Source organism: Belnapia sp. AC561 (assembly GCF_979252845.1).
Genome location: NZ_CEEDBP010000024.1, coordinates 42,471 through 63,232 on the forward strand (window position 1 = coordinate 42,471; position 20,762 = coordinate 63,232).

21 protein-coding genes are annotated in these 20,762 nt (G+C 70.7%); 8 read left to right on the forward strand and 13 right to left on the reverse strand.

From position 1 onward, the window contains the following. The first annotated feature begins 15 nt into the window (after nt 1-15). The 6 genes from ybeY to AC0IW9_RS18970 all read left to right on the forward strand — a co-directional run bounded on the left by ybeY (nt 16) and on the right by AC0IW9_RS18970 (nt 5,989). A complete protein-coding gene (gene ybeY / locus AC0IW9_RS18945; protein WP_471649851.1) occupies nt 16-495 on the forward strand; it encodes an rRNA maturation RNase YbeY in 480 nt (159 codons plus the stop codon). Continuing rightward, nucleotides 492-1,448 carry a hemolysin family protein gene (locus AC0IW9_RS18950; RefSeq protein WP_471649852.1) on the forward strand — a complete coding sequence of 319 codons (957 nt, stop codon included), beginning with the start codon at nt 492-494 and terminating at the stop codon, nt 1,446-1,448. The genes ybeY and AC0IW9_RS18950 overlap by 4 nt, the downstream gene beginning before the upstream one ends. Nucleotides 1,449-1,475: 27 nt before the next feature. Further along, a complete protein-coding gene (locus tag AC0IW9_RS18955) occupies nt 1,476-1,895 on the forward strand; it encodes a hypothetical protein (RefSeq protein WP_471649853.1) in 420 nt (139 codons plus the stop codon). A 217-nt stretch (nt 1,896-2,112) separates the two neighbouring features. Beyond that, nucleotides 2,113-3,615, forward strand: a complete 1,503-nt coding sequence (locus AC0IW9_RS18960) for an ATPase domain-containing protein (RefSeq protein WP_471649854.1) — start codon at nt 2,113-2,115, stop codon at nt 3,613-3,615. Continuing rightward, nucleotides 3,596-5,275: an ATP-binding protein gene (locus AC0IW9_RS18965; RefSeq protein WP_471649855.1), complete on the forward strand. Its 1,680-nt coding sequence runs from the start codon at nt 3,596-3,598 to the stop codon at nt 5,273-5,275. Before AC0IW9_RS18960 ends, AC0IW9_RS18965 begins: the two co-directional genes overlap by 20 nt. Nucleotides 5,276-5,305: 30 nt before the next feature. Continuing rightward, nucleotides 5,306-5,989, forward strand: a complete 684-nt coding sequence (locus AC0IW9_RS18970) for an endonuclease III domain-containing protein (RefSeq protein WP_471649856.1) — start codon at nt 5,306-5,308, stop codon at nt 5,987-5,989. On the opposite strand, the gene AC0IW9_RS18975 is transcribed toward AC0IW9_RS18970, so the two are convergent. The 8 genes from AC0IW9_RS18975 to radA form a co-directional block, all read right to left on the reverse strand. After that, on the reverse strand, nt 5,979-6,893 hold the full coding sequence (locus tag AC0IW9_RS18975; RefSeq protein ID WP_471649857.1) for a 5'-nucleotidase: 915 nt from the start codon (nt 6,891-6,893) through the stop codon (nt 5,979-5,981). The two genes, AC0IW9_RS18970 and AC0IW9_RS18975, sit on opposite strands and share 11 nt — an antisense overlap. Before the next feature lie 24 nt (nt 6,894-6,917). Beyond that, on the reverse strand, nt 6,918-7,889 hold the full coding sequence (locus AC0IW9_RS18980; RefSeq protein ID WP_471649858.1) for an NAD(P)H-dependent glycerol-3-phosphate dehydrogenase: 972 nt from the start codon (nt 7,887-7,889) through the stop codon (nt 6,918-6,920). Nucleotides 7,890-7,891: 2 nt separating this feature from the next. Further along, nucleotides 7,892-8,719 carry a 23S rRNA (adenine(2030)-N(6))-methyltransferase RlmJ gene (locus AC0IW9_RS18985; RefSeq protein WP_471649859.1) on the reverse strand — a complete coding sequence of 276 codons (828 nt, stop codon included), beginning with the start codon at nt 8,717-8,719 and terminating at the stop codon, nt 7,892-7,894. After that, a complete protein-coding gene (locus AC0IW9_RS18990; protein WP_471649860.1) occupies nt 8,716-9,441 on the reverse strand; it encodes an SDR family NAD(P)-dependent oxidoreductase in 726 nt (241 codons plus the stop codon). The genes AC0IW9_RS18985 and AC0IW9_RS18990 overlap by 4 nt, the downstream gene beginning before the upstream one ends. Next, complete coding sequence (gene purF, locus AC0IW9_RS18995; RefSeq protein WP_471649861.1) at nt 9,441-10,931, reverse strand: amidophosphoribosyltransferase; 1,491 nt, start codon at nt 10,929-10,931, stop codon at nt 9,441-9,443. The genes AC0IW9_RS18990 and purF overlap by 1 nt, the downstream gene beginning before the upstream one ends. A gap of 11 nt (nt 10,932-10,942) precedes the next feature. Continuing rightward, complete coding sequence (locus AC0IW9_RS19000; RefSeq protein ID WP_471649862.1) at nt 10,943-11,503, reverse strand: CvpA family protein; 561 nt, start codon at nt 11,501-11,503, stop codon at nt 10,943-10,945. A gap of 133 nt (nt 11,504-11,636) precedes the next feature. After that, nucleotides 11,637-12,629 (reverse strand): Bug family tripartite tricarboxylate transporter substrate binding protein, encoded by a 993-nt coding sequence (locus AC0IW9_RS19005; protein WP_471649863.1) that lies wholly within the window; start codon nt 12,627-12,629, stop codon nt 11,637-11,639. A 72-nt stretch (nt 12,630-12,701) separates the two neighbouring features. Continuing rightward, on the reverse strand, nt 12,702-14,144 hold the full coding sequence (gene radA / locus AC0IW9_RS19010; RefSeq protein ID WP_471649864.1) for a DNA repair protein RadA: 1,443 nt from the start codon (nt 14,142-14,144) through the stop codon (nt 12,702-12,704). A 111-nt stretch (nt 14,145-14,255) separates the two neighbouring features. Between radA and AC0IW9_RS19015 the strand changes: the two genes are divergently transcribed. Next, complete coding sequence (locus AC0IW9_RS19015) at nt 14,256-14,843, forward strand: tyrosine phosphatase family protein (RefSeq protein WP_471649865.1); 588 nt, start codon at nt 14,256-14,258, stop codon at nt 14,841-14,843. Here the strand turns inward: AC0IW9_RS19015 and AC0IW9_RS19020 are convergent. Together AC0IW9_RS19020 and AC0IW9_RS19025 are read right to left on the reverse strand one after the other, a co-directional pair. Beyond that, entirely contained in the window at nt 14,840-15,472 is a 633-nt protein-coding gene (locus tag AC0IW9_RS19020; protein WP_471649866.1) for a response regulator transcription factor, read from the reverse strand. The two genes, AC0IW9_RS19015 and AC0IW9_RS19020, sit on opposite strands and share 4 nt — an antisense overlap. Continuing rightward, a complete protein-coding gene (locus tag AC0IW9_RS19025) occupies nt 15,469-17,709 on the reverse strand; it encodes a sensor histidine kinase (protein ID WP_471649867.1) in 2,241 nt (746 codons plus the stop codon). Before AC0IW9_RS19025 ends, AC0IW9_RS19020 begins: the two co-directional genes overlap by 4 nt. A 172-nt stretch (nt 17,710-17,881) precedes the next feature. Between AC0IW9_RS19025 and AC0IW9_RS19030 the strand changes: the two genes are divergently transcribed. Next, nucleotides 17,882-18,103 carry a hypothetical protein gene (locus AC0IW9_RS19030; RefSeq protein WP_471649868.1) on the forward strand — a complete coding sequence of 74 codons (222 nt, stop codon included), beginning with the start codon at nt 17,882-17,884 and terminating at the stop codon, nt 18,101-18,103. Between the two features lie 12 nt (nt 18,104-18,115). Here the strand turns inward: AC0IW9_RS19030 and AC0IW9_RS19035 are convergent, their stop codons facing one another. The 3 genes from AC0IW9_RS19035 to AC0IW9_RS19045 form a co-directional block, all read right to left on the reverse strand. After that, a complete protein-coding gene (locus AC0IW9_RS19035; RefSeq protein ID WP_471649869.1) occupies nt 18,116-19,003 on the reverse strand; it encodes a TauD/TfdA dioxygenase family protein in 888 nt (295 codons plus the stop codon). 70 nt (nt 19,004-19,073) lie between these two features. Further along, the gene (locus tag AC0IW9_RS19040) at nt 19,074-20,393 is read right to left on the reverse strand and encodes an ABC transporter substrate-binding protein (RefSeq protein WP_471649870.1); all 1,320 of its coding nucleotides are present in this window, start codon (nt 20,391-20,393) and stop codon (nt 19,074-19,076) included. A gap of 117 nt (nt 20,394-20,510) precedes the next feature. Continuing rightward, nucleotides 20,511-20,720 carry a hypothetical protein gene (locus AC0IW9_RS19045; RefSeq protein ID WP_471649871.1) on the reverse strand — a complete coding sequence of 70 codons (210 nt, stop codon included), beginning with the start codon at nt 20,718-20,720 and terminating at the stop codon, nt 20,511-20,513. Nucleotides 20,721-20,762 lie beyond the last annotated feature (42 nt).

Genomic DNA, 20,762 nt, shown 5'->3' on the forward strand with positions numbered 1-20,762 from the left:
ATGTGGGACGAGGACATGACCGCCGCTTCGGTGGCGGTCGATGTGGTGATCGCCGACCCCGCCTGGCGGCGCCTGTTGCCGCGGGCCGAGGTTTTGGCCCGGCGGGCCGCCGCGGCGGTGCTGCGGGAGGCTGGTGCCGAGGGCGCCATCACCGTGCTGCTGACCGATGACCGCGCGCTGCGCCGGCTGAATGCCGAGCATCGCGGCAAGGACAAGCCGACCAATGTGCTGAGCTTTCCCGCCGGCATGCCCGGCCAGCTCGGCGATATCGCCCTGGCGCTGGGCGTGGTGCGGCGGGAAGCGCTGGCCGCGGGCAAGCGGCCGGCGGCGCATTTCGCCCATCTGGTGGCGCATGGCACGCTGCACCTGATCGGGCACGACCATATCCAGGTCGGCGAGGCCCGGCGGATGGAGCAGGCCGAGGCCCGGGCCATGCACCGGATGCGGCTGCCGAACCCCTGGCGCAGTGCCGGCGGCCGGAGTGCCGCGGCATGAGCGCCGCCAATGGCAATGGCCGCGACGGGCTGATGTGGCGGCTGCAGAGCCTGCTCCGCAAGCGGGAGGCCGAGAGCGTCCGCGACCGGATGGAGGAGCTGATCGAGGAGCCGCACCTGCCGCAGGGCGTGGCGGAACCCGGCCAGCGCGGCACCGACCTCGATGCGCAGGAACGGGCGCTGCTCGGCAACGTGCTGAAGCTGCGCGACAAGACCGCGGGCGACGTCATGCTGCCGCGGGCCGATATCATGGCGATGCCGGAGGACTATACGCTGGAGCAGGCGATCCGGCTGATCCAGCGGGATGGCCACAGCCGCTACCCGGTCTTCCGCAAGCAGCTCGACGAGATCGTCGGCATGGTCCACATCAAGGACGTCTTCGCCAGTGTCGGCAACGATGCGTCCTTCGACATGAAGGCCATTTTGCGGAAGCCGCTGTTCGTGGTGCCCAGCGTGCCGGTGCTCGACCTGCTGCTGCAGATGCGGCAGGCGCGGATCCACATGGCGCTGGTGGTCGACGAATACGGCGGGATCGACGGGCTGGTGACGATCGAGGACCTGGTCGAGACCATCACCGGCGACATCTCCGACGAGCACGACGAGCCGGGGCCGCCGCATATGGTGGAGAAGCCGGATGGCAGCATCGAGCTGGACGCCCGCACCCCGGTCGAGGCCTTCGAGGCCATGCTGGGCCCGGTGCTGACCGAGGAGGAGCGCGCCTCCGACATCGATACCATGGGCGGGCTGGTCTTCACCCTGGCCGGGCGCGTGCCTGCCAAGGGGGAGCTGGTCTCCCATTCCTCGGGGCTTGAATTCCGGGTGCTGGAGGCCGATCCCAGACGGGTGCGGCGGTTGCGGGTGCGGCGGCCGGGTACCCTGCCGGCGCCGGTGACGGGGCTCGGGGCGCCCCCCCCCGCGGCACCGGGGGCGAACCAGCAGCAGGCGGCGGAATAGGGGCGGCGGGGCTCCAGGGAAGGCGGGATGGCATTCAAGGGCAAGCCTCCGGGCACCGGCTCGGGCGAGATGTCGCGCATCACCCAGGCCTTGCGGCCCAGTATCGCCCTGACCGAACAGGAATCCCGCAAGGCCCGCACCCTGCGCCGGCAGGGCCATGCGCCGGTGGCCATCGCCGCCAAGCTCGGCGTGCCGCCGGAGGAGGTCGAGAAGGTCCTGCTCCAGATGCGCAACCCGCGGCCAGAGACGACCCGGGGCACGCTCAACGTGACGCTCGCGGCGCATCGCTTCGTCCTGGCGGAACGCCTGGGCGATGAGCCGATGTGGCAGACCATGGACCGGCTGCTGGATGAGCTGATCCGCCGCCGCGCCGAGGCGGCGAAGCGGGCCACCGGCCGCCGTGGCGGTGGGCCGGATGCGGAGTGGCTGCCCGGGCTCGACGGCTAGGCCGGAACCCGGGCTGCGGCCAATACGTTCTGCGGCGAGGCCCGGCCCTGCCGATGGCGGAAAGTTGTAGGCCCGCCACACGCTCGCCTCATGGTTGTGCTCAACCTGGGGGGTTACGGCATGATCCGAACTGGGACAGGCTGCCGGGCGCAAGGGAGACGGAATGGCTGACCCGCAGCAGGAGCCCCCGTGGCATGACTCTCCGCGGCATGAACCGATGACGGATGAGGATGACCCGCCGCGCATCTCGACCGGCAGCGAGGGGCTGGACGATATCCTCGGCGGCGGCTTCGACGGGGACCGGCTCTATCTCTGCGAGGGCCGGCCGGGTGCCGGCAAGACCACGCTGGCGCTGCAGTTCCTGCTGGCCGGCGTCCGCCTCGGCGAAGGCGTGCTCTATATCTCCCTCTCCGAGACCGAGCGCGAGTTGCGGCTGGTGGCGGCACGGCATGGCTGGAGCCTCGACGGCGTCGAGGTTTTCGAGCTGGTGCCGCCGGAGTCCAGCCTCGACCCCAACCGGGAGCTGACGGTCTTCCATCCCGCCGAGATGGAGCTGAACGAGACGACGCAGCTGGTCTTCGACCGGGTCGCCGCGCTCAACCCCTCCCGCATCGTCTTCGACAGCCTGTCGGAGCTGCGGCTGCTGGCACAGAATTCGCTGCGCTACCGCCGGCAGATCCTGGCGCTGAAGCACTTCTTCACCGGCCGGCGCTGCACCGTGCTGATGCTGGACGACATGTCCTCGAAGAGCGACGACCTGCAGCTGCATTCCATCGCCCATGGCGTGGTGATGCTGGAACAGGTCGCGGTGGATTACGGCAGCGAGCGGCGGCGGCTGCGGGTGGTGAAGATGCGCGGGATGCCCTTCCGCGGCGGCTTCCACGACTTCAACATCCGGCGCGGCGGGCTGGAGATCTTCCCCCGGCTGATCGCGGCCGAGCATCGCAAGGCCTTCCCCGCCGATATGGTCTCCAGCGGCAGCGCGGAGCTGGACACGATGGTGGGCGGCGGGCTGGAACGCGGCAGCAGCCTGCTGCTGCTGGGTGCCGCCGGCGTCGGCAAGTCCACCATCGCGCTCAGCTTCGTCATGGCGGCAGCGACACGGGGCGAACGCGCCGCGGTCTATGCCTTCGACGAGGGGCGGGCCACCATCCTGTCGCGGACCGCCTCGCTCGGCCTGCCTCTGCACGGGGCGGTGGATTCGGGGCTGGTCAGCATCCAGCAGGTGGACCCGGCGGAGCTGTCGCCCGGCGAATTCGCCCATCGGGTGCGGCGCGCGGTCGAGGTCGAGGATGTCCGGGTCGTCGTCATCGACAGCCTCAACGGCTATCTCAGCGCCATGCCGGACGAGCGCTTCCTGGTGCTGCAGATGCATGAGCTGCTGAGCACCTTGAACCAGCTCGGCGTGCTGACGGTGCTGGTGCTGGCACAGCATGGGCTGGTCGGGCCGATGCAGACGCCGGTCGATCTCAGCTACCTCAGCGATGCCGTGCTGATGCTGCGCTACTTCGAGCACGAGGGCCTGGTCCGCCGCGCCCTCTCGGTCGTGAAGAAGCGCAGCGGCCAGCATGAACGGGCGATCCGCGAGTTCCAGCTCGGCAGCCGCGGCCTCGCCGTCGGCCAGCCGTTGCGGCACTTCAGCGGGGTTCTGAGCGGCACGCCGGTCTATACCGGGACCCGCGGGATGCTGCTGGACGACGATGCCACAGACCCCGGTTGAGCCCGGCGCCCCGCGGGTGCTGGTGCTCGCCCCGACCGGGCGGGACGGTCCGGCCTCGGTCGGGCTGCTGCGCCGGGCCGGGCTGGATGCATTGGTCTGCGAGGATCTCGCGGCGCTGATCGCCGGGCTCGACCAGGGCGCCGAGGCCGCCTTCGTCGCGGAGGAAGCCCTGCACCTGCAGCCGATCGAGACCTTGCTGGCCTGGGTGGACCGGCAGCCGCCCTGGTCGGACATGCCCTTCGTGGTGCTGACCAGCCATCGGCAGCAGCCGACGGTGGTTGCCGCGCGCGGCGCGCTGGTGGCCTCGCTGCGCAATGTCTCCCTGCTCGAGCGGCCGGTGCAGGCCATCACCCTGACCAGCACCATCCAGGCCGCGGTCCGCGCCCGGCGGCGGCAATACGAGGTGCAGGCGCATCTGGCCGAGCGGGAGGATGCCGCCCGCCGGCTGGAGGAGCTGGTGGTGGCCCGGACGCAGGAGCTGGGGGCGGCCAATACCGAGCTGCGCGAGCAGATCGCCGAGCGGGAGCGGGTCGAGGAATCGCTGCGCCATGCCCAACGGATCGAGGCGATCGGCCAGCTCACCGGCGGCGTCGCGCATGATTTCAATAACTTGCTGATGGTGATCTCCGGCGGGCTCGACATGCTCGGCCGGCAGAAGGATCCGGCGCGGCAGCGGCGGCTGATGGAGGGGATGCGCCAGGCGGCCGGGCGCGGCGCGGCGCTGACGCGGCAGCTGCTCGCCTTCTCCCGCCGCCAGGCGCTGCGGGCGGAGGCGGTGGACCTGCGCCGGCAGATCGGCAGCATGCGGGAGCTGCTGGACCGCAGCCTCAGCGGCGACGTGCATGTCGCGCTGCAATTCGAGCCCGGGCTCTGGCCGGTGGAGGTGGACCCCGGCGAGCTGGAGCTGGTGATCCTGAATCTGGCCGTGAATGCGCGGGATGCCATGCCGGATGGCGGCACCATCGAGATCCGCGCCGCCAACCTGCCGGGCTGGCATGCCGATGGGCTGCATGGCGATTTCGTCCGCCTCGCGGTGATCGATACCGGGACCGGGATGCCGCCCGAGGTGGTTTCGCGGGTCTTCGAGCCCTTCTTCACCACCAAGGATATCGGCAAGGGATCCGGGCTGGGGCTGGCGCAGGTCTATGGCTTCGCCCGGCAATCCGGCGGGACGGTGCGGATCGATACCGCGGTCGGCCGCGGCACCACGATCGAGCTGCTGCTGCCGCGCTCGGCCGGGCTGCCCCAGACGGAGGCGCGGCCGACCGGCGAGTTGCGCGGGATGGGGCCGCCGGGGACGCAGGGCCATGTGCTGCTGGTCGAGGATGACGACGAGGTCGCCACCGTGGTCGGCCAGATGCTGGCGGAGCTGGGCTTCCAGGTGACGCGGACGGCGAGTGCCGCGGCGGCGCTGGCAGCGCTGGCCAATGGGCGGTCCATCGACCTGGTCTTCTCGGATGTGCTGATGCCGGGCGGCATGAACGGGGTGGAGCTGGCGCGCGAGCTGCGCGGCCGCCATCCCGGGCTGCCGGTGGTGCTGACCACCGCCTATGCCGGCCCCGCCAAGCGGGAGGCCGAGGCGGCGGGGATCGCCCTGCTGCCCAAGCCCTATCGGCTGGAGGAGCTGGCGGCGGTCACCGCCGATGCGCTGGGGCGGTGATCCGGCGGCGGCGCCGGGCGTTCAGGCCGGATGCCCCAGCCTCCCGAGGATCTCCCCGCCAAGGACCCCTTCGATATCGACGTGGTCTTCGGCCTGCTGCATGACGCCGTCGCGCCGCTGCCCAAGGCGGCGATGTTCGAGCTGCGCGACCGCGGCCACGGCACGCCCTTCGAGCAGCTCGTCGCCGCGCTGATCTCGGCCCGCACCCGCGACGAGACCACCACGCCGGTCTGCCTGCGGCTGTTTGCCGTGGCCCGCACCCCGGCGGCGATGGCGGCGCTGGAGGAGCCGGCCTTGGTCGACCTGCTGCATGGCGCCACCTTTCCCGAGCCCAAGGCGCGCGACATCCTGGCGCTGTCCCGCAGCATCGCCGCGGCCGGCGCGGTGCCCGATACGGCGGAGGGGCTGATGGCGCTGCGCGGCGTCGGGCCGAAGATCGCGGCGCTGACGCTCGGCGTCGGCTTCGGGGTGCCGGCGATCTCGGTCGACATCCACGTGCATCGCATCGTCAACCGCTGGGGCTATGTCGCGGCCAATACGCCGGAGCGGACGATGCGGGCGCTGGTGGCGGTGCTGCCGGAGCGCTACTGGATCGAGATCAACGAAAGGCTGGTGCCCTTCGGCAAGTTCATCTGCACCGGGGAGCGGCCGCGGTGCTCGACCTGCCTGCTGCTGCGGCAATGCCGGCAGGTGGGGGTTTCGTCTAATCGCTGATGGGAAGAGGATTATTTACACCGTAAGGGACATGTCCCGCTGCCATTAGGGACGCTGCCGGGTCGATATGCCTGACGCTATCGTCAAAGAAAATATCCGGACCGAAATCTTCAAGAAAGGGCGCCTTTGTCGCCGACCCAAGAAAGGCGACCTCATCGAGCCGAATTTTCCATGCCATTAATGTGCGTATGGCACGCTCATGCGCTGGAGCCGACCTTGCAGTGAACAAGCCAAGCCTGATGCGGATTGGCGTATGTTTTGACTGCATCTCCTTAAGTTGGTGCATTGCTTCTAGCAGTGGACGTAACGGGCCAGCTGGTAGAGGCTCAAATGCTTTTGCACTTTCATGCGCATAAAATCCCTCAAGCTTACTTGCCTTAAATATAGCTTCAGCTTCATCGCTAAATAATACTCCATCACCGTCGAACGCGATCCGAATTTCATTTGGATTTGAATTATTATCGTGCATCGCTCGCGGTGCCACTTGTGCTGAAGGAATGCCACAAGCCAAAGCATCTCGTACGTCACTTTGGTTTGCAGACAAAAATAGTTTGGCCCCGAACGCTCGAGCATAGCCAAATGGTGATCGCCCGCGCGTAAAAATACCTCTCTCAATATTAAGTCCATGCGCCTTGCATGAATTGAAAATTCTAAGCCCGCTGACAGGATCATTCCTGGACAGCAAAACAACTTCAACACGCCGCTCTGATTGGCCATTAAGTTGAAGCAGCTTTTGTACGAGTCGAAACGCCACGCCAGGCTCAGCCGCTTTATCTAATTTTCCCAGCTGCAGCTCCATATAAGGAGCGTCATCTTTTGCATCGAATACATTATTCTCATCTTCAAGAGAAAATAAAGCTCGTGATGAGACGGCAATGAGGAGAGGCTGCAGGGAATCGATCATATTTAATTCATAACATAAAATTTGTTACTCGTCTCGTCGCGGCCGCGCCAGCAGCCGGCCCATCGCCTCCGGCACCGTCAGCCCGCCGGCCAGCAGGTCGGCGACGGCGGCGCAGATCGGCATCTCCACCCCGGCCGCGGCGGCGCGGGCGACCAGGGCGGGTGCCGTGGCGGCACCCTCGGCCACGCTGACCTTGCCGGTCAGGGCCTCGGCCAGGCTATGACCGCGGCCCAGTTCCATGCCCAGGGCGGTATTGCGGCTGCTGGGGCCGGTCGCGGTCAGCAGCAGGTCGCCGAGGCCGGAAAGGCCGGCCGCCGTCTCCGCCCGGCCGCCGAGCGCGACGGCCAGCCGCGAGAGCTCGGCGAGGCCGCGCGTCACCAGCGCCGCCCGGGCATTCTCGCCGAGGCCGGCGCCGATGACCGCGCCGGCGGCGATGGCGATGACGTTCTTTGCCGCGCCGCCGGCCTGCACGCCGATCGGGTCGTCGCCGCCATAGAGCCGGAAGCCGGTGGTGCCCAGCAGCCGGCCCACGAGGTCCCGCAGCGCGGCGTCGCGGCTGGCGACCACGGCGGCGGCGGGCAGGCCGAGCGCCACCTCCCGCGCGAAATTCGGGCCTGAAAGGATGGCGGTGGGGCCGGGGCGGAGCGATTCCGCGATCTCGAGCGGCAGCAGCAGGCTGCCCTGCTCCACCCCCTTGGCGGCGATGACCAACGGCGGCGGTGCCGATGGCAGTCGGGCGAGGATGGCGCGCAGGTGCTGGGCGGGGATGGCCAGCAGCACGAAGGCGGCGCCATCCACCATGCCGAGGTCGGCGGTCGGGGCGACGGAGGCGGGCAGCGTGACGCCGGGCAGGTGGCGGGCATTCTCCCGCGTCGCGGCCATGGCGGCGGCACGCTCCGCCTCGCGCGCCCAGAGCGAGACCTGCAGCCCGGCGCGCGCCGCCTGCACCGCCAGCGCCGTGCCCCAGGCCCCGGCGCCGAGGACCGCGATGCGCACCGCTATTCCTCGGCGACCCGGGTGACGGACCAGCCCTCGCCCGCCTCGCGGTCGCCGAGCAGGCCCAGCATCTCATGCAGAATGGCGCCGGCCTCCTCGGCGAAGTGCCAGGGCGGGTTGGCGACCAGCAGGCCGCAGCCGTTCAGCCGCTGCGCATCGGTCGGCTCGCGCAGCCAGATCTCGACGGCGATGAGGTCCCGGGTGCCGCCGTCCCGCAAGGCCTGGTGGAAGGCGCGGACCGGGGCGCGGTGCTTGATGGGGTACCAGCAGGCCTGGATGGCGGCGCGGAAGCGGTGCGCCACCAGGGCGATGCCCGCGGCCATGCGCTCGAACTCGCCCTCCTGCTCGAAGGGTGGGTCCACCAGGACCAGGCCGCGGCGCTCCGGAAAGGGGGTCAGGCCGCGCAGCGCCTCCCAGCCGTCCCGCAGGTGGACGGCGACCTGCGGGTCGTGGCGGAAGCGGGTGCGGAGGGCGGCGTGGTCCTCCGGGTGCAGCTCGCAGGCCAGCAGGTGGTCCTCGGCGCGTAGCAGGGAGCGGATGATGGCGGGGGAGCCAGGGTAGGTCCGTGGGGCGCCGGCCGCACGCATCAGCTCGGCATAGTCGGCGAGCGGGCCGGATTCGATATCCAGCAGGCGGAGGATGCCGCGTTCCCATTCGCCGGTGCGGGCGGCCTCCGGCGCGTCCAGGTCGTAGCCGCCGGTGCCGGCATGGGTGTCCAGCACGCGGAAGGGCTTGGGCTTGGCGGCGAGGGACCGCAGCAGCCGCACCAGCAGGGCGTGCTTGAAGCAATCGGCGAAGTTGCCGGCGTGGAAGGCGTGGCGGTAGTTCACGCGAGGAGGCTGACGACCGCCCCGTGCCGCGTCTCGGCGGGCAGGCAGAGCGCGGCGATGCCGGCGGCGACATCGGCCGGCTGGCGCAGGCCGGCGGGATCCTCGCCCGGCATGGCGGTGGCGCGGAGCCGGGTGGCGACCGGGCCGGGGTCGACCAGGTTGACCCGCAGCGGGGTGCTCTCGACCTCGGCCGCCCAGGAGCGGGTGAGGTGGTCCTGCCCGGCCTTGCCGAAGCCATAGAGGCCCCAGTAGGCGCGGGGCTCGGCGACCAGCCCATCCGTCAGCACCACGGCGCGGCCGGCCGGGGCGGCGCGCAGCGGCGGGTCGCAGGTGCGGATCAGCCGCCAGCAGGCGGTGAGGTTGGTGGCGACGGTATGCTGCCAATCCGACGGCATGATATGCGCGACCGGCGTCAGCTTCGCCAGCAGCCCGGCCGCATGCACCAGGATATCCAGCCGGCCGAAGCGGCTGACGATCGAGGGGCCGAGCATGTCGAGCTTCTCGCCATCCTTCACCAGGTCGAGCGGGAACAGCGTGGCGCTGCCGCCGATAGCGCGGATGGCATCATCCATTTCCTCGAGCGCGCCCTGGGTCCGGGCGGTCAGCACGCAATGCGCGCCGAGCCGGGCCAGCTCCAGCGCCACCGCGGCGCCGATGCCGCGCGAGGCGCCGGTGACGAGGGCGACCGAGCCCTCCAGCGGCCGCGCTGCGCCCTGGGACATCAGCCGACCTGCAGCAGCGACAGTTGGCGGTCGGTATTGGCCTGGGTATCGCTCAGCGGGATGGCGTAGTCGCCGGTGAAGCAGGCGTCGCAATAGGCCGGCTTGGCCGCGTCGCGGCCCGGCTTGCCGAGCGCGCGGTAAAGGCCGTCGAGCGAGATATAGGCAAGGCTGTCGACGCCGATGATCTTGGCCATCTGCTCGAGGTCGTGGGTCGCGGCCAGCAGCTTGCCACGCTCCGGCGTATCGATGCCGTAGTAGCAGCTATGGGTCGTCGGCGGGGAGGAGATGCGCATGTGCACCTCCTTGGCGCCGGCGGCACGGACCATCTCGACGATCTTCTTGCTGGTGGTGCCGCGGACGATGCTGTCGTCGACCAGGATGACGCGCTTGCCTTCCAGCATCGGCCGGTTGGCGCTGTGCTTCAGCTTGACGCCGAGGTTGCGGATCTGGTCGGTCGGCTCGATGAAGGTGCGGCCGACGTAGTGGTTGCGGATGATCCCGAGCTCGAAGGGGATGCCGCTTTCCACCGAATAGCCCATCGCCGCCGGCACGCCGCTGTCCGGCACCGGGACCACCACATCGGCCTCGACGCCGCTCTCGCGGGCGAGTTCGGCACCGATGTTCTTGCGGGTCTCGTAGACCGGGGTGCCCTCGACCACGCTGTCGGGGCGGGCGAAATAGATGTACTCGAAGATGCAGAAGCGGTCAGCCTGCTTGCCGAAGGGCTTGATGCTGTGGACGCCCTTGTCGTCGATGATGATGATCTCGCCGGCATCGATGTCGCGGACGAATTCGGCGCCGACGATGTCGAGCGCGCAGGTCTCGCTGCAGAGCACCCAGGAGGTCGGCTGGCCATCGGTGCCGCCGAGCCGGCCGAGCACCAGCGGGCGGACGCCGAGCGGGTCCCGCGCGCCGATCAGCGCGCCGTCGTGCAGCGCGACCAGGCTGTAGGCGCCCTGGACCTGGCGCAGCGCGTCGATCAGCCGGTCCACCACGGTGGAATAGAGGCTGATGGCGATGAGGTGGATGAAGACCTCGCTGTCCGTGGTGGACTGGAACAGGCAGCCGCGGTTCACCAGGCTGCGGCGCAGCGCCAGCGCATTGGTGAGGTTGCCGTTGTGCGCCACGGCGAAGCCGCCGAAGGCGAAGTCGGCATACAAGGGCTGGACGTTGCGCAGCGCGGTCTCGCCGGTGGTCGCATAGCGGTTGTGCCCGGCGGCGGCGCGGCCGCGCAGCGAGGCCATGATCTTGGCATCGGAGAAGGTGTCGCCGACTAGGCCGCGGCCGCGATGGGCGTGGAAGATGCCGCCCTCATCGAGGCTGACGATCCCCGCCGCCTCCTGCCCGCGGTGCTGCAGGGCATGCAGCCCGAGCGCGGTGAGCGCCGCGGCGTCGTTGGTGTTCCAGATGCCGAAGACGCCGCATTCCTCGTGGAATTTGTCGTCGTCGTGCTGGTCGTCGGCAGCAGGCCGCGGGGACTCTTGGGTCATGGGGTGTGTCCTCAGGTCCGGTTGCGGGCAGGCGGCCGCTCGAAATCTTCCTGTGTCGGTCCCGGGCGCAGCGGAGGGGCGGCCACGCGCGGGCGATACTCGGCAGGCAAATGGGCAACCAGCCAATTGGCGCCGTCGATGACCAAGGGCAAGGACCGCGCCTCACGCACGGGGTCGGGCCATCGGTCGGTCGCCGGCAAAACCATGCCACCCAATATATAAGCGAGGATGACCAGGAAGGCACCCCGGGCGACGCCGAAAACCAGGCCCAGTGCCCGGTCGGTGCCGCCGAGGACGGAATTCTGCACCATCCGCGCGACCGAGCCGATGATCAGCTTGAGGATGATGAGGACGACGAGGAAGACCGCGCCGGCGGCCAGGGCATCCGCCAGCCAGGGGGGATCGACCGAGCCCTGGAACCAGGGCACGACCTTCGGCCGCAGGACGAGTGCGAGGAAGGCAGCGCCGATCCAGGCGCCCACCCCCAGCACTTCCTGAACCAGCCCCCGCAGGAAGGCGAGTACCGCCGATACGGCGAGCACCGCCAAAACCACACCATCGACCCAGGTCATCGTGCGCGGGGGTATAGCCGCCGGCACCAGGGGTGTCCACGCGCCGTGGCGGCGGCCCAGTCCCGCCCTGGCGGCATAGGGCCTACCCGCCCTGGCGGCATAGGGACTTAACCGCCCTGGCGGCATGGAAGCCTCAGCCTGGGCGGAGGCCGGCGCGGTCGGCGGCGTCGCGGGTCCAGGCGTTCTCGGTCACCAGGAAGGCGGCGAAGCCCTCCGGCGTCGCCTCCGCCGGGCTGGCCATCTCGCTGCCCATGTCCTCCAGGCGCTGGCGGGTGATGGGGTCGGCGACGGCCGCGGCCAGGGCGGCGGCCAGGAGGGTGGTGACCTCGGCCGGGGCGCCCGCCGGCAGCATGATGCCGATGAAGGCGGCGGCACGGTAGCCGTGGACGCCGGCCTCCTCGATCGTCGGCACCTCGGGTGCCACCGGCAGCCGGCCGGCCGAGGCGATGCCGAGGATGCGGATCGCGCCCTCGCGGTGGAAGGGCAGCGCGGTCGAGATCTCGGTGACGCAGGCATTGATGTTGCCGGCGACCAGGTCGGGCGCCATGGCGCCGCCGCTGCCATAGGGGACGTGCTGCATCGCGGCGCCGGTCGCGGCATTGAACATCTCGATCGCCAGGTGGGAGATGCTGGCGGTGCCGGAGGAGCCGACGGTGATGCGGCCCGGGTTCGCCCGACCATAGGCGATGAACTCGGCCAGGGTCCGGGCGGGGAAGGCCTTGTGCACCGCCACCACCTGCGGCGTGCGGCAGGCGAGGCCGATCGGGGCGAAGTCCTTCAGCGGGTCATAGCCGAGATTGGCCTGGACCTGCGGATTGACGGTGATGGGGCCATTCGAGCCGAGCACCAGCGTATAGCCATCCGGCCTGGCCTGCGCCGCGGCGCGGGCGCCGACGCTGCCCCCTGCCCCGGCCCGGTTCTCCACCACCATGGGCTGGCCCAGCTTCTCCGCCATGCGGGGGGCGATGAGGCGGGCGACGGTGTCCGAATTGCCGCCGGGGGCATAGGGGACGACGAGGCGCAGCGGGCGTTCGGGAAAGCCGGCCGCACGGGCCGGCAGGGCGAGCAGGGCCGGGGTCAGCGCCAGCAGGGCGCGCCGGGCGACTGGCAAATGGGCGATGGGCATGGGCGGGTTCCTCCGCGCCGGCTGTGGCCGCCGGCCTCGTTGCGGGAAGGATGCGGCGGTGCCGGCCCCGGCTCAACCCGCTTTCGCGGGCTCCCGTTTCGCGGATTCCCGGGGCGCGGCATCCTTCTTCACCGTCTTGCCGGCGAAGGGGGCGACGAGGTCGGCGAGGTGCCCGATCTCGGTCAGCCGCAGCCCATCGAGCGCGGCCGGGGCACGGCCGCCGCGGGCGACGCGGCGGGGCAGCACGGCGGCGGCGAAGCCGAGCTTCTGCGCCTCCCGCAGCCGTCCCTCGGAATGTGCCACCTGGCGGACCTCGCCGGAGAGGCCGACCTCGCCGAAGTAGACCGTCTCGGGATCGGTCGGCCGGTCGGTCGCGGCGGAGACCAGGGCGGCGGCCACCGCCAAGTCGGCGGCGGGTTCGTTGATCCGCAGCCCGCCGGCGATGTTGAGGTAGACGTCGTTCATCCCGAGCGTCAGGCCGCAGCGGGATTCGAGCACCGCCATCAGCATCGAGAGCCGGCCGCTGTCCCAGCCCACCACCTGCCGCCGCGGGCTGCCGCCGGTGGAAGGCGCCAGCAGCGCCTGGACCTCGACCAGCACCGGCCGCGTCCCCTCGATCCCGGCGAAGACCGCCGAGCCGGAGACGTTGCCGCGGCGTTCGGCGAGGAAGAGGGCGGAGGGGTTGGGGACCTCGACCAGGCCGCGCTCGGTCATCTCGAAGACGCCGATCTCGTCGGTCGCGCCGTAGCGGTTCTTCACCGCGCGCAGGATGCGGAACTGATGGCCGCGGTCGCCTTCGAAGTAGAGCGTCGCATCGACCATGTGCTCCAGCACCCGGGGGCCGGCGAGCGTCCCCTCCTTGGTCACATGGCCGACCAGCACCATGGCGAAGCCGCGGGTCTTGGCGAGGCGGATCAGCTCGGCGGCGCAGGCGCGGACCTGGGCCACGGTGCCGGGGGCGCTGTCCAGCGCATCCAGCCACATGGTCTGGATGGAATCGATGACGACGAGCGCGACCTCCTCCTCCTGCTCCAGGCTGGCGACGATGTCGCGCAGCGCCGTCGCGGCGGCCAGCGCCAGCGGCGCCTTCTCTAGGCCCAGGCGCAGCGCGCGGAGGCGGACCTGCTCGATCGCCTCCTCCCCGCTCACGTACAGGGCGCGGTGGCCGGCGGCGGCGATGCGGGCGGCGGCCTGCAGCAGGATGGTGGACTTGCCGATGCCGGGGTCGCCGCCGACCAGCACGGCGGAGGCCGGGACGATGCCGCCGCCGAGCACGCGGTCCAGCTCGGCCAGGCCGGTCGGGATGCGGGCGGGCGGGGCGGAGGAGCCCTGCAGGCCGACGAATTCGACCCGCTTGCCGCCGCCCAGCTTGGCGGCCGGGCCGGGGCCGCGCACCGGGGCGGCCGCTTCCTCCTGCAGGGTGTTCCATTCGCCGCAGGCATCGCAGCGGCCCTGCCATTTCGGGTGGACGCCGCCACAGGCCTGGCAGACGTAACGGGCGCGATCCTTGGCCAAACGGATAATCCTCGGGACGAAACGTGAACATGGGCGAGCCCGGGCTGCGGTGCAAGCCTGGACCAGGCGCGGCGGGCGGCGCACCCTGCGAGCCGGCAACCCGGTGAAACCATGCAGAGCATCGCCCCCTTCCCCCTCAGCGTCTGCGGCATCGAGGAATTGCACGGCCATTGCGAGACGGGGGTGAGCCACGTGCTCTCGATCCTCGACCCCGGGCATCCGGAGCCGGAAGCCTTCGGCCGCTTCGGCGAGCATGCCAAGCTGGAGCTGCGCTTCGACGACATCATCGAGCCGACGGCGGGGAAAATCGTGCCGGATGCCGGCCATGCGGAATCGATCCTGCGCTTCGGCCAATCGATTCAGGCCGAGGCGGGCGCCCGGCTGCTGGTGCATTGCCATGCCGGCATCTCGCGGTCCACCGCCGGGATGGCGCTGATCCTGGCCCAGGCGCGGCCGGACGTGCCGGCGGACCGGCTGCTGCAGGCGATCCTCGGCATCCGCGAGAAGGCCTGGCCGAACCTGCGGCTGCTGGAGCTGGGCGATGCCATGCTGGGGCGGGGCGGCAGCCTGCCGGCCGCGGCGGCGGCGCTCTATTGCCACCAGCTCCGCATCCGGCCGCATCTGGTGGAGGTGATGCGCCGCGCCGGGCGCGGGCGGGAGGTGGATGCGGCGGCGACGGCGGTGATGCCGGGGGGTTAGGTCCCGAGCCCGGCGAGCAAGGCCGTCCGCACCGCGGCCGAGAGACTGCGGACGCCGAGCTTGTCCATCACATGCGCCCGGTGGACCTCCACCGTGCGTGGGCTGATGCCCAGCTCATGCGCGATGGTCTTGTTCGGCTTGCCGGCGACGAGCCCGACCAGCACCTCCCGCTCCCGCGGGGAGAGCAGCGCGATCTGGCGGAGCGCCTTGGCCTCGGGTGCCGGCGGCAGGCCGCGCAGCGCCTGGGCGACGGCGCCGAGGATGGCGGTATCCTCGTAGGGCTTCTCGATGAAATCCACCGCGCCGGCCTTCATCGCCCGGACCGCCAGCGGGATGTCGCCATGCCCGCTGACCAGGATGGCCGGGATCAGGCTGCCGCGGCGGCGCAGCGCCTCCACCAGCGCCACGCCATCCATGCCGCCGGGCATCCGAACGTCGATGATGAGGCACCGGGCCTCGGCCGGCAGCCCGGCCAGCAGGGCCTCCGCCGAGGCGAAGCCGGCCGAGGCATAGCCCGCCGCGCGCAGCAGCAGGGCCAGCGAATCCCGCACCGCCGCATCATCGTCGACGACGAGGACGAGGATGGGCGCGGCCGGGCCGCCGGCCATGAGGGAGGCGATGGGCGTCATGCGGCCGTCCCCGGTGCCGGGGGCAGGAGCTGGGGCAGGAGCTGGGGCAGGAGCTGGGGCGGAAGCTGGGGCGGAGGCAGCGGCAGGGTGACGGTGAAGACGGTGCCGCGCTCGGTGCCGTCCGCCGCGGTGATGGCGCCGCCCTGGGCCTCGGCGATCCGCCGGCAGATCGCCAGGCCGACGCCCATGCCGTCCGGCTTGGTGCTGACGAAGGGCTCGAAGAGCCGGTCCAGCACGTCGCGCGGCAGGCCCATGCCGGTATCCGCCACCTGGATGTCCAGCCAGCGGCGGCCCTCCTCCTCCCGCATCGCGGCGGAGACGGTCAGTTCCTGTCGCTCGCAGCCCTGCATCGCCTCGACCGCGTTGCGCAGCAGGTTCACCAGCACCTGCTGCAGCGCCACCCGGTCGACCCGTATCGGGGCTAGGTCCTCCGCCAGGTTCAGCCGGAACCGCAGGCCGGGCGGCTGCAGGACGCCAAGGCCGAGGCGCACCCCTTCCTCGATCACCGCGACGACCGGCTCGGGCACCGGGGCGCTGTCGCGGCGGGTGACGAAGTCGCGCAGCCGGCGGATGATCTCGCCAGCCCGCAAGGTCTGCTCGGCGGCGGCGCGCACCGCTTCCTGCAGCACCGGCAGGCGGTCCGCCGAGTTGCCGCTTTCGAGCAGCCGGCCGGCGGCGCGCAGGTAATTCGTCGCCGCGGTCAGCGGCTGGTTCAGCTCATGCGCGAGGCCGCTGGCCATGGCGCCGGCGGTGGCGCGGCGGCCGAGCCGCTGCATCTCCACCTCGGCACGGCGCAATTCGCCTTCCGTCCGGCGCTGCCGGGTCACGTCCTGGATCAGGATGATGATGCCGGCGATGCGGCCATCCGCCGCATTCCGCAGCGGCGCCTTGGTGACCTTGTAGATCTGCTCCAGGGGGTCGGCGATGCGGTATTCCTCGCTCGAGGTGCGGCCGTCCCGCAGCACCTGGGCATCATGCGCCCGGGCGACGGCGGCGATCTCGGGCCGCGACAGGTCGACGGAGCGCCGGCCGACCAGCCCGCCGCGCGGCACCTGGAAGAAGGCATCCGCCGCCGCATTGGCGACGATGGTGCGGCCATCGAGGCCCTTCACGTGCAGTACGTCGGGCGTGCCCTCGATGACCGCTTCGAGCAGTGCCTGGCCCTGCCGCGCTACCAGCGCCTGCCGCTCCAGCGCCGCATGGGCGGCGGTGAGGGAGGTGCTGAGCAGGGCGAATTCCCGGACCGCGGAGGTCGGCGGTGCCGGATCGGGCGGCAGGCCGGCAATAATGGCCGCGGCGCGCTGGGTCAGCGCCTCGACCGGTTGCAGGCAGCGGCGGGCGAGCAGCAGCGCCAGCCAGGCCCCGGCGGCGATGCCGAAGATGGCGGCGGCCGCGAGCGGCGGCGCCGGGCGGCGCCAGGCCGTGCTCGCGGCGGCCGGGTCGTGCACGACCACGGCCCAGCCGCGCGCCTGGACCAGCGGGGTGACGGCGACCATGCCATCCGCCGCACCGGCCGGTGGCGGCGGCGCATCCGGCTGGCCGGCGCGCCTGATCCAGTCCGGCAGCGCATCGCCGACGTCCGGTGCCTGCGCATCCGACCGGGCGACGATGGTGCCGGCACAATCCACCACCATGGCCGCGCTGCCCGGGCGCAGCGCATGCCGCTTGAGCAATTCCCGCAACTCCGGCAGGTCGAGCCTGACGGCCATGGCGGCCACCACGGCATCGCCCTGCAGCACCGGGGCGAAGGCGGCGGCGACCCAGGCCTTCGACAGCGGGCCGAACCAGGCCCGGCCGACCTGCGGCCGCACCTCGGCGAAGACGCGCGGCACGGCATCGGCCGGGCCGGTGCCGGGCGCGACCGGCAGCAGCGCCGAACCGGGTGGCTGCACGGTATTGGCCAGCGGCAGGATCTGCGGCGGCGGCCCATAGACGAAGACGCCGGCGCCGAGCCGGGCGGCGACATCGCGGAGCTGGTCGCCGAAGGCAGGCGGGTCGTCGCCATTGGCCGCCATCGCCGCCAGCGCGACCGCCAAGCCGATGCGCGCATTGATGGCGGCATCGACGGTGAGCGCCAGGGTGCGGGCCGATTCATCCAGGCTGCGCCGGGCCTCCGCCTGGGTGGCCCGGATTTCCTGCCAGATGGCGACGAAGCCGACGAGGCAGGCCGGCAGCAGCGCGGCGAGCAGGATGCCGATGAGGTGCAGGCGGAAGGAGGCGCCGGGACGGTCGGGCATGGGCAGGCTGCCGGCCCGGGATGCCGGCAAGGCAGCGGAGACGGCGCTATCCATCCTGGGTATCCATGTCACCTCTCGGGAAGGCCCTCCGCTAAGCAATTTCCCGAAGTCGCCGCGGCTCCTCGGGCGGATCATTCTGATCCCGCAGATAGGGCCGAGCCAAGGAGATAGCATGCCCAGTGACGAGGTCCAGCCGCTGGTCGGCATGAGCGAGCCGCAGGTGGCGGGGACGGCGGGCGCGCTGCTTCGCCTCATTCGCCTGAGCCAAGCGGAGACGGCGGATATCGCGCTCTTTATCGCGCCGGGCCGGCTTCCCCTGGCCCGGCAGCGGTTGATGGCCGGCCTCTTCGCCGGGCAGCCGCCGCAGGGGACCCGCCCCTGCAACGATAACTAGGCGGGCGCGGCCTCAGGCCGCCATCTGCTGCTCCAGCGTCGGCGCGACATCGGTCAGGGTGATGCGCCGCATGTCGCGGGCAAAGGCCTGGTCCTCATAGGGCCGGGCGCGATGCATCGTGCTGCGGTTGTCCCAGATCACCAGATCCCACTGCTGCCAGTGATGCGCGTAGACGAACTGCCGTTGCGTTGCGAATTCGAGCAATTGGCGGATCAGCGCCATAGCCTCCGGAACCGGCCAGCCGAGGATGCGGCCGATGTGCGACGACAGGTAGATGGAATGCCGCTGCGAGCCGGGATGCCAGCGCACCAGGCGCTGCTGCACCGGGGCGAAGTCGATCCTCTCCTGCTCGGTGTAGTCGGTGAAGCCGAGCTGGCCGCGGCTGAAGATCAGGCTGTGCTCCGTCACCATGTCGCGCACCTTGGCCTGCATCTTGGCGGGCAGCGCGTCCCAAGCGGCGCGCATGTCGGCGAATTCGGTGTCGCCGCCCTCGGGCGGGATCAGCCGGGCATGCAGCATGGAATACTTGGCCGGCGTCGCCTTGAAGCTGCTGTCCGAATGCCAGAGCTGGTTGCCGAGGTTGAACATGCGCCGGCGGTCGTCGGCGCCGAGCAGCTTGCCGTCGAGGTCGATGTTGGAGATATCGGCCATCTGCTTGTGCTTCAGCCGCATCTTGTGGGCATCCACCACGCCGCGGGACTGCTCGAGCGGGCCGAGCGCCTCGCCGAAGGCGAACTGCTGGTCGTCGTCCAGGTGCTGGTCGCGGAAGACGAGGACGGCGTAGCGGTCCATCGCCCGGTCGATCTCGGCGCAGAGTGCGGGGCCGGGGGTCTGGCGGAGATCAACGCCCTGCACTTCGGCGGCGAACAGCGGGTGCAGCGGGGTGAGTTGCAATGCCATGACGGATCCTCCTCAGTGATATATTAGGACCCCGGGACGGGGCCGGGTCAAGCCGGCCCCGTCCCGCTTTTCACGCCCGGTAGTGTCGCCGCGCGCGCCGTTCCGCCTCCCGCGCCGCGGCTTCCGGCGTGGCCTGGCCGGAGGCGACGGCGGCGCACATCTGCACCAGCACGTAGTCGGCGGCGACCGCGCCGGAGGCGACGCTGATCGGGCCGCGGAAGCCGCTCCAGAAGGGGCTGTTCATGGCATCGGCGAAGACCGCGAGCTTCGGGTCGGAATTCCAGACCGCGCTCTGCCGGTAGGCGTTCAGCGACTGGCCCCAGTAGCCGATGCAGCCGGTGAGCCAGGGGTCGTACTGTTCGGCCTCCAGCATGAAGGTGAGGAAGGCCTTGGCGGCATTGGGGTAGCGGGTGTGCTTGAAGACCATGGCGTTCAGCACCGTCGCGGTATGCGGCGCGGCGCTGGCGAGGCCCTTCGGCATCGGGGCGTGGTCGGTGTCCTCGGCGATGGCGCGGGTGGCGGGATCCGACTTCAGGGTGAAGTAGAGCGAGACGCCGTTCGAGGTGAGGAAGATGTCCTGCGAGGAGAAGGCCCGGTTGTTCGAGACATCGAGCCAGGACAGCGTGCCGTTCACGAAGGTCGGATAGAGCTCCCGCAGGTAGTTCAGCGCATCCACCGTCTGGCGGCTGTTTATGGCGACCTTGCCCTCCTCATCCACCAGCATCCCGCCATGCGACCAGACCAGCCACTGGGCGAAGGCATTGCCGTCGCCGACCGCATTGCCGAGGGCGAAGCCGACCGGCTTGTTGTTCCGCTTCAGCCCCTGGCAGAGCCTGAGGAAACCCGCGTGGTCCTCCGGGATGGCATCGAAGCCGGCGGCCTGCACGGCCGAACGGCGATAGGTGACCGGGCCGATGCCGCCGCCGAAGGGGATGCCGAGCCAGGTCTCCGAGCGGTCCTTCTTGCCGTACTTCTGCGCCAGGAAGGTCCAGCCGCCGTAGCGGGCGCCGAGGTATTCGGCGACGTCGGTCAGCTCGATCAGCTTGTCGGCATAGATATGCGGGTCGTCCGACCAGCCGATGACCACGTCCGGGCCGCTGCCGGTATTGGCAGTGACCGCAGTCTGCGGCCGGATATCCTCCCAGCCGACGAAATCGACCCGGACGGGGATGTTGAAGCGGTCCTGGAAGGCCTGGGCATTGCGGCGGAAGATCACCTCGTCCGGCTCGACGAAGCGGGCGGGGCGGATGATGCGGAGGCTGGCGCCGGGCTCCGGCGGCAGCCGGGGGGCGGCGATGTCGCGGCGGGGGATGGCGCCTTGGCCGAAGGCGGGGGCGGCGAGTGCCGCGGCGCCGAGGGCGAGCGTCGCCCTGCGGGTCAGATCGTGCATGGTTTGTTCCTCCCAGGTGTTGGCTTTGGCGGGGCCAATACCCTGGGGCATTCCCTGGGGCACGGCCCAGCGCGGGAAGGATGCGCCGTGGCCGGGCAGGAATGCGAGGAAAACTGGCTAGGAGGGCGTGTCCACGAAGCCGCGGTAGACTTCCATGATCTGGTCGTCGATCTGCAGGCCGCGGTCGAGGAAGCGGTGCAGCACCTTGGCATCCACCTTGCGCCCGGCGGCCTTCATCCGGGCGGCCAGGTCATGCACGGTGATGTTGTTGTCGGTGAGGTAGGATTGCAGGGCGGTCTTCACCCGCTCGCGCTCGGACGGTGTCATCGGTGGGCCTCCCCCGGGCGCCTTGCTTCGCGGCGCCTCGAG